Genomic DNA, 6,219 nt, shown 5'->3' on the forward strand with positions numbered 1-6,219 from the left:
CATAACCTCCACTTCTAAGACTTCATTATCATTTTACCGCTTTCATTAGCGTAAAGCCACGGAATCAAGCTTAGGATGAGTTTAGACTTTTAAACACATTTTCTTCATATCTGTTCCGTACACTGAAGAACATAGAAGGAAGGAATCAATATGACACTTAAAGACACAGCTCACTCTGACATCGTTGCCGCCAGGATTGTGGCGGTGACGGGTCGAACGGTGAAAGTTGTTACCGAAGATGGACAGACTTTGCGAATCCCCCTTTCTAAGACTTACCGGCAGGATAAAACCATGCTGGCCTCTTTAAAAGACATCTTGAAGGCGGGGATCTGGATCCCTGTTAACCGGCATTTGAAGCGGCTTTTTCATTACGATTGGCTGGCGGCCCCGACGCCCGTTCCAGCGGTCGCAAAGAATTAAGTTTTCGCAACGAAACTAACAATGCCAATTGTTTACTTGCAATCTGTGATAAAATGGTTCTGATTTGTCAAAACCAATTAAATATAAACATTGATTGCGAGGAACATTCCTAATGAAAAAATTAAGCAAATTTGTGGACACTAGGATTGGGTTCTTCACCCTCCTAGTCGTCCTTTTTTGGTTTAAAACCCTATTTGCTTACTTCACTGATTTTAAGCTGGGGGCTTCCGGATTTTTCCAGTACCTCATTTTGCTGTTTAATCCCGTAGCAACCACTGCCTTAATCTATAGTATTGCATTTTACTTTAAGCGGGCGCGCTTCTTCTACCCTGTTTTGATGGGGCTCGACATTGCCAATACGCTCCTGCTCTACCTTAACGTTATTTACTTCCGTGAATTTACCGACTTCATGACGATTGCCACCATGACGGGCTATTCGAAGGTGAACCAGGGGCTCAGCGGCAGTTCGCTTGCCCTAACAAACTTTCACGACGTCTTCTACTGGCTTGACATCGTCGTCATCGTCGTCTTGATGCTCTTAAAAAAGGTTCGCTTTGATAAGCGGGCAATCGGTTCACGGCTTGCCTTCGCCTTTACCTCAATGGCCCTGGTTCTCTTCGGGGTGAACCTCTCGTTTGCCGAAATGGACCGGCCACAGCTTTTGGGGCGGACGTTTGACCGGACCTACATCGTTAAGTACCTAGGGATTGACACCTTTACCGGATACGACCTGGTGAAGTCCCAGCACATTAACGATATGCGGCAGAGCGCTACTAAGTCGGAGCTGAAGAAGGTCAAGAAGTTTACCGACAAGCACTATGCCAAGGCGAACCCACAGATGTTTGGGATTGCCAAGGGACGGAATGTCATCATCATCCACCTGGAAAGCTTCCAGCAGTTCCTGATTGACAAGAAGATCAACGGACAGGAAGTCACGCCGTTCCTGAACTCGCTTTACCACAGCAACGAGACCTACGCCTTCGATAACTTCTTCCACCAAGTTGGCCAGGGGAAGACCAGTGACGCTGAAAACCTCCTGGAAACCAGTACCTTTGGCCTTCCTCAAGGTTCACTCTTTGCCACCCTTGGCAGTGACAACACCTTCCAAGGGGCCCCGGCCATCCTCAAGCAGCGGGCTGGCTACACTAGTGCAGTCTTCCACGGTAACGTCGCCAGCTTCTGGAACCGGAACAATGTTTACAAGAACCTCGGCTACCAGTACTTCTTTGATGCTAGTTACTTCGACACTTCGGGTGACAAGTCAACCGGCTACGGGCTGAAGGATAAGCTGCTGTTCAAGGATTCCATCAAGTACTTGCAAAACCTCCAGCAGCCCTTCTACGCCAAGTACATTACGGTCACTAACCACTTCCCGTACACCCTCGATGATGAGGATAAGGATCCGAACTTCCAAACCACTGATTCAGGGGACGAAAACGTAGACAACTACTTCATTACCGCCCACTACCTCGACCAGTCGGTTCAAGAGTTCTTCAACTACCTTAAGAAGAGCGGACTCTACAACCATTCCATCATCATGATTTATGGGGACCACTACGGAATCTCCAATAGTGAAAACACTTCGTTAGCAGGGGTTCTCGGAAAGAATGCCGATGACTGGACGGATTTTGACAACGCCCAACTACAACGGGTACCGTTGATGTTCGTCATCCCTAACGCCGGTAATCACGGCCACATTGTTCACACCTATGGGGGTGAAGTTGACGTCTTGCCAACTCTCCTCCACCTACTTGGTATCAGTTCGAAACGTTACATCCAGTTTGGGACCGATCTCTTCTCAAAGCAGCACAGTCAAGTCGTTGCTTTCCGGAACCAGGACTTCGTTACGCCGCACTACACCAGTATTAGTGGCACTATCTATAACAACCGGACCGGGAAGAAGGCCAAGTTGACCAAGAAGCAGCGGGCCAAGTTACAAAGGGACCAGAAACTAGTCAACACGGAACTAAGCCTTTCCGATTCCTTAAACGAAAAGAACCTCCTCCGCTTCTACCATCCGAAGGGCTTTAAGGCCGTCAACCCCGCCGATTATAACTACTCCAACGGGCTGAAGCGGGCTCAACGGATTGAAAAGAAGAAGGGCAATAAGTCAACGAGTATCTTTAGCAAAAACAACAACCAATCGACAGTTGATGATTACAGCACCGATGCTCCAGAACAAAACCACTCTTCTACCGATTCTAACCGGATTAAGATTACTAACCCGGACGGTAATAATAAAAACCAGTAAGAAGTTCATAGCCAAAATAAAATGAGCGCCAGTATCCGGTAAAAGCCGAACACTGGCGCTCATTTTTGAATCGTCATATTCTCTTTATATTAATGCCACAGCCGCTGCCAGAAGTTACCCCGCGGGACCTGTTCCTCACTGTAGAGGTCATAGGTCAGCGGTTCGCCATTGATTGTCCGGATGTCCGGGCTCGATAGCTCAATCTCACCAACCCGTTCATTCTTCCTGATTGGGGCCAAGAGCCTTCCCCGCTTATTTTGCTTCTGGTGGTCATAGTTAACCGCTAAGGTGTAGTGGCGGACTGGTTTGCTCCCCCAGATCATCAGCTTCTGTGGTTTGATATCGGTGGTCCGCTGGTTCCCGTTAGCAACCCACTGCTGACGCAAATTTTTCGGCAGGGTAATTTCCTGGAGGGGCGTTTGCTTTAGCATGTTATAAAGCTGCTGGGTTGTCGTGAAGCGGGCGTCTTTATCGTTCCCGTTGGCGTGGAGGACCACGGTGATGATACGGTGACCGCGGTAAAGGCCGGTACTGACAAAACACGCTCCGGCGGCATCAGAGGTCCCGGTCTTTAAGCCGTCGATCTGGACACCACTTACCGTGTACTTGTCGCCAGGAAGCATCTTATTCAAGTTCTCCTCCTTCACGGTCTTATTTTTAGCAATGTAAAAGCAGGCACTTTTCTGGGCAGTTACCTGGAGAATATCCGGATATGACCGGACAAGGTAGCGGGCTAAGATGGCCGCGTCGGCAGCGGTCATGGCGTTTTCCGCCTTATCCGAATACTGGTTTAACTTCAAGTTCTTCAGGTCGCCATTAGTAAGGCCCACCGGGTTCACGATTGAGCACTTTTTCAAACCGAGGTCCTTAGCCTTTTGCTGAAGCTTAAGGTTAAACTCTTCAATGTTACTGCCGTCCGCCATTGCCAGGGCGAGGGTTGCCCCATCGGCAGACTTGACCATCGCCGCGTTGACCAACTCCCGGACAGTATACGACTGACCCGCCTGCAGGCCAATACTCGAATAACTAGGGTCGTTGGAAATGGCTGCGACATCGGGTGTTATCTGGACCTTACTGTTGGCGGTGATAACGTTTTGCTTTAATTCGTCATGAATCACGGCAATCGTAAGTAACTTGCTGACGGATGCCACGGGCAACTTCATATTTGGGCTTTGCTCGTAAATAACCTGACCAGTCGAGGCGTCCACCATGACCGCTGCCGAGGCATCGATACGTTTGCTAGCTGACGCGCCGGTTGCCACGCTCAGTAAAAGCAGCAGCGCGATTAAGAATGAAAAAAACTTTTTCATGAATTTTCTCCCATTTTGTTAAATTGCATTTGTCAGTTTCAAAAATAACGGTAAGATAGTAATAGTATTCTTCCGAAAGGGGTTAACCCAGTAATGAACCGCGAATTCAAACACCTCTGTCAAATTGCGGGGGTGATTCTTTTGCTTGTCGTCCTCTTCATCAATGCCCGCTGCTACCTGGACAGCAGTCATTTCATTTCCGAAGCACGCCGCACCAGCCAGGTCTACAATACCAACCTCCTGAGTCGGGCACGATTGTACAAAGCGTCGGAGCACCGCAGTTACCCTAATTTGAAAAAGCAGGCCGACCTGCGCCTGATTGCGGAGCCCGGAATGCAGAAGGTCTTTGTTCTAAGCAAGCATAAGGTAATCTACATCATGCATGCCCAGATCAACGTCCAACCTGGCCGTTTCACCAGTCAAGGCAAATATGGTCAGCAGCTTTTCCACGTTCAGGGCCAGCATACGGTTTCTGCCAAGAACTGGGCTGAGTTTGGTCACCACTACTACTTTGAATCGCCAGTAAGCAAAGACCAGCACCCCGTCAGCAATAAGTGGCTAACCAAGCCGGCTAAAGTCGCCAACACCATTCAGCTATCCGCACCCGATGCCAAGTGGGTCCAGTCCCTGCCCAAGGGAACAACCATTATTATCCGTTAGGAACGGTGATCACCGTGTTCAACATTTTCCCAAAAAGTTTTATTAAGAACCTGGTTCTCTGTAACTGTGGTCTCATTATTGCAATGATTGCTTATGACCTCTTAATCCTGCTGGTTCCACTTATACGGATCACCTTTTTAACGGCAATTATTACCCTCCTGATTGTGAATATCGTCATCCCGGGTCTCAAGTACATTCACCTGCATCTCAGTTAGTAACCACAATCTTCGTTCCAACGGGGACGTTTCGAAAGAACCAGCGGGCATCCGGAACGGACAAACGGACACAACCGTGGGACCCCTGCGTCTTGCCGAGTTTAGCGGCTTCGGTCTTATTATACTTGCCATTACCAACCGTTGGGACACTGTGGAAGAGGTACTTCCCGTGGTCTAGCCAGGAGACATAGTAATTGGCCCCTTCGTTCAGCTGTGCATTGTAAAAGTGGTCACCGCGCTCGTTTTGAATGTGGTAAGTGCCAGTCGGGGTTAGGCTCTTCATCTTGCCCGTCTTGTCATCCCGTTGGTAAATTCCCCCGGTGCAGTACATCGTGTAGATGATGTGTTTGCCATCATAAACGTAGGTCCGGTTCTTTTTGAGACACACTTTAACCCACAAATTCTTGGCCTGTTTCAGGTCCGGGTAAGGAATTGTTTCCGATGATTTCCGCCAATTAATGGGCGTCCGCATATTGGCATTTCGTTGTGCGACCACTGCACGCCGTTTAGCCGCCTGGTGCCGGGAGCGCTTAATTTTAGCCTGGCGTGCAATCCGTGCTTTTTGGGCACGAAGGGTGTGGACACGGTGAGTAAGTACCGTGCCAACCACCAACAGGCAAAAGATTGCGTAAAGCCAGTGTTTAACTTTCAAGGTCATAGTATTTATCTGCTTTCTCAATTTACATTTAATAAAAACAACTTTATTATATTATAGGAAAGTGATAATACAATTACTTATTTCAGTAAATTTGCTAAAGGGAGGATGGCGCCATGCGTGATAATTTAAAGGTTTCTTATCTAACCGCCCTCTTCTTTTTTATCGTTGTCGTAATTTACGCTAATCTTGGTTAACGGGGGATCTTTTCTTGCAACGACTAAAGCACATCTGGGAGTATATTGTTCATCATAAGTGGTCGAAGGACATCCTACGGGCCAACCTGCTGTACATCGTCCTCGTCCTTCTTTATGAACTATGCCACTTTGGCCTAAAACCGGTTAGTTGGGGGGCCGGGGTCAAGATGTGGCTATTGATGAACCTCTGCTTATTCTTCAAACTCGTCCTCGATATAATCGACCGCCTAATTAAGTTACGGGCACGAGAAAAATAACTATACCATATGGCTTTATACCTTAAATAAAATATAAAAGAGACTGGAAAAACTTACATTTTTCTCAGTCTCTTTTCAGTATTCGAATATTACACAGTAATCGCGGAAAAAATACTTATTTAAAAAAATCCGCAAAAAATAGGTTGTAGGTAACTAAAGTATTTAAGCGAAGCTCTTTCATAGTTAAATCATTTATATGATTAACTGAAACTTGAAAGCCCTGAATTGCAATGAAATCATTGTGGTTCAGGGCT

The 6,219-nt window shown here is 47.4% G+C and carries 7 protein-coding genes; 5 read left to right on the forward strand and 2 right to left on the reverse strand.

Going from position 1 to position 6,219, the window contains the following annotated elements:
* Nucleotides 1-150: 150 nt before the first annotated feature.
* Nucleotides 151-420, forward strand: coding sequence for a hypothetical protein (locus FD32_RS06195; protein ID WP_047770207.1), 270 nt, complete (start codon nt 151-153; stop codon nt 418-420).
* A gap of 112 nt (nt 421-532) precedes the next feature.
* Nucleotides 533-2,671, forward strand: a complete 2,139-nt coding sequence (locus FD32_RS06200; protein ID WP_047770205.1) for an LTA synthase family protein — start codon at nt 533-535, stop codon at nt 2,669-2,671.
* Nucleotides 2,672-2,760: 89 nt separating this feature from the next.
* On the opposite strand, the gene FD32_RS06205 is transcribed toward FD32_RS06200, so the two are convergent.
* On the reverse strand, nt 2,761-3,981 hold the full coding sequence (locus FD32_RS06205; RefSeq protein ID WP_047770203.1) for a D-alanyl-D-alanine carboxypeptidase family protein: 1,221 nt from the start codon (nt 3,979-3,981) through the stop codon (nt 2,761-2,763).
* Nucleotides 3,982-4,074: 93 nt separating this feature from the next.
* Here FD32_RS06205 and FD32_RS06210 point away from each other — a divergent pair, with 93 nt between their 5' ends.
* Nucleotides 4,075-4,641, forward strand: coding sequence for a hypothetical protein (locus FD32_RS06210; RefSeq protein WP_047770201.1), 567 nt, complete (start codon nt 4,075-4,077; stop codon nt 4,639-4,641).
* Nucleotides 4,642-4,655: 14 nt separating this feature from the next.
* Entirely contained in the window at nt 4,656-4,856 is a 201-nt protein-coding gene (locus FD32_RS06215) for a hypothetical protein (protein ID WP_047770199.1), read from the forward strand.
* Here FD32_RS06215 and FD32_RS06220 read toward each other — a convergent pair.
* A complete protein-coding gene (locus FD32_RS06220; protein ID WP_047770197.1) occupies nt 4,849-5,514 on the reverse strand; it encodes a L,D-transpeptidase in 666 nt (221 codons plus the stop codon). The two genes, FD32_RS06215 and FD32_RS06220, sit on opposite strands and share 8 nt — an antisense overlap.
* A gap of 208 nt (nt 5,515-5,722) precedes the next feature.
* Here FD32_RS06220 and FD32_RS06225 point away from each other — a divergent pair, with 208 nt between their 5' ends.
* The gene (locus FD32_RS06225; RefSeq protein WP_047770195.1) at nt 5,723-5,965 is read left to right on the forward strand and encodes a hypothetical protein; all 243 of its coding nucleotides are present in this window, start codon (nt 5,723-5,725) and stop codon (nt 5,963-5,965) included.
* Nucleotides 5,966-6,219 lie beyond the last annotated feature (254 nt).

It is taken from the genome of Limosilactobacillus panis DSM 6035 (genome assembly GCF_001435935.1).
GTDB classification, from domain to species: domain Bacteria; phylum Bacillota; class Bacilli; order Lactobacillales; family Lactobacillaceae; genus Limosilactobacillus; species Limosilactobacillus panis.

Excerpts from the sequence above, each read along its gene's own strand:
- FD32_RS06210 (WP_047770201.1), top strand. The coding sequence starts at position 4,075 with ATGAACCGCGAATTCAAACACCTCTGTCAAATTGCGGGGGTGATTCTT.
- FD32_RS06195 (WP_047770207.1), top strand. The coding sequence starts at position 151 with ATGACACTTAAAGACACAGCTCACTCTGACATCGTTGCCGCCAGGATT.
- FD32_RS06205 (WP_047770203.1), bottom strand. The coding sequence starts at position 3,981 with ATGAAAAAGTTTTTTTCATTCTTAATCGCGCTGCTGCTTTTACTGAGC.
- FD32_RS06220 (WP_047770197.1), bottom strand. The coding sequence starts at position 5,514 with ATGACCTTGAAAGTTAAACACTGGCTTTACGCAATCTTTTGCCTGTTG.
- FD32_RS06200 (WP_047770205.1), top strand. The coding sequence starts at position 533 with ATGAAAAAATTAAGCAAATTTGTGGACACTAGGATTGGGTTCTTCACC.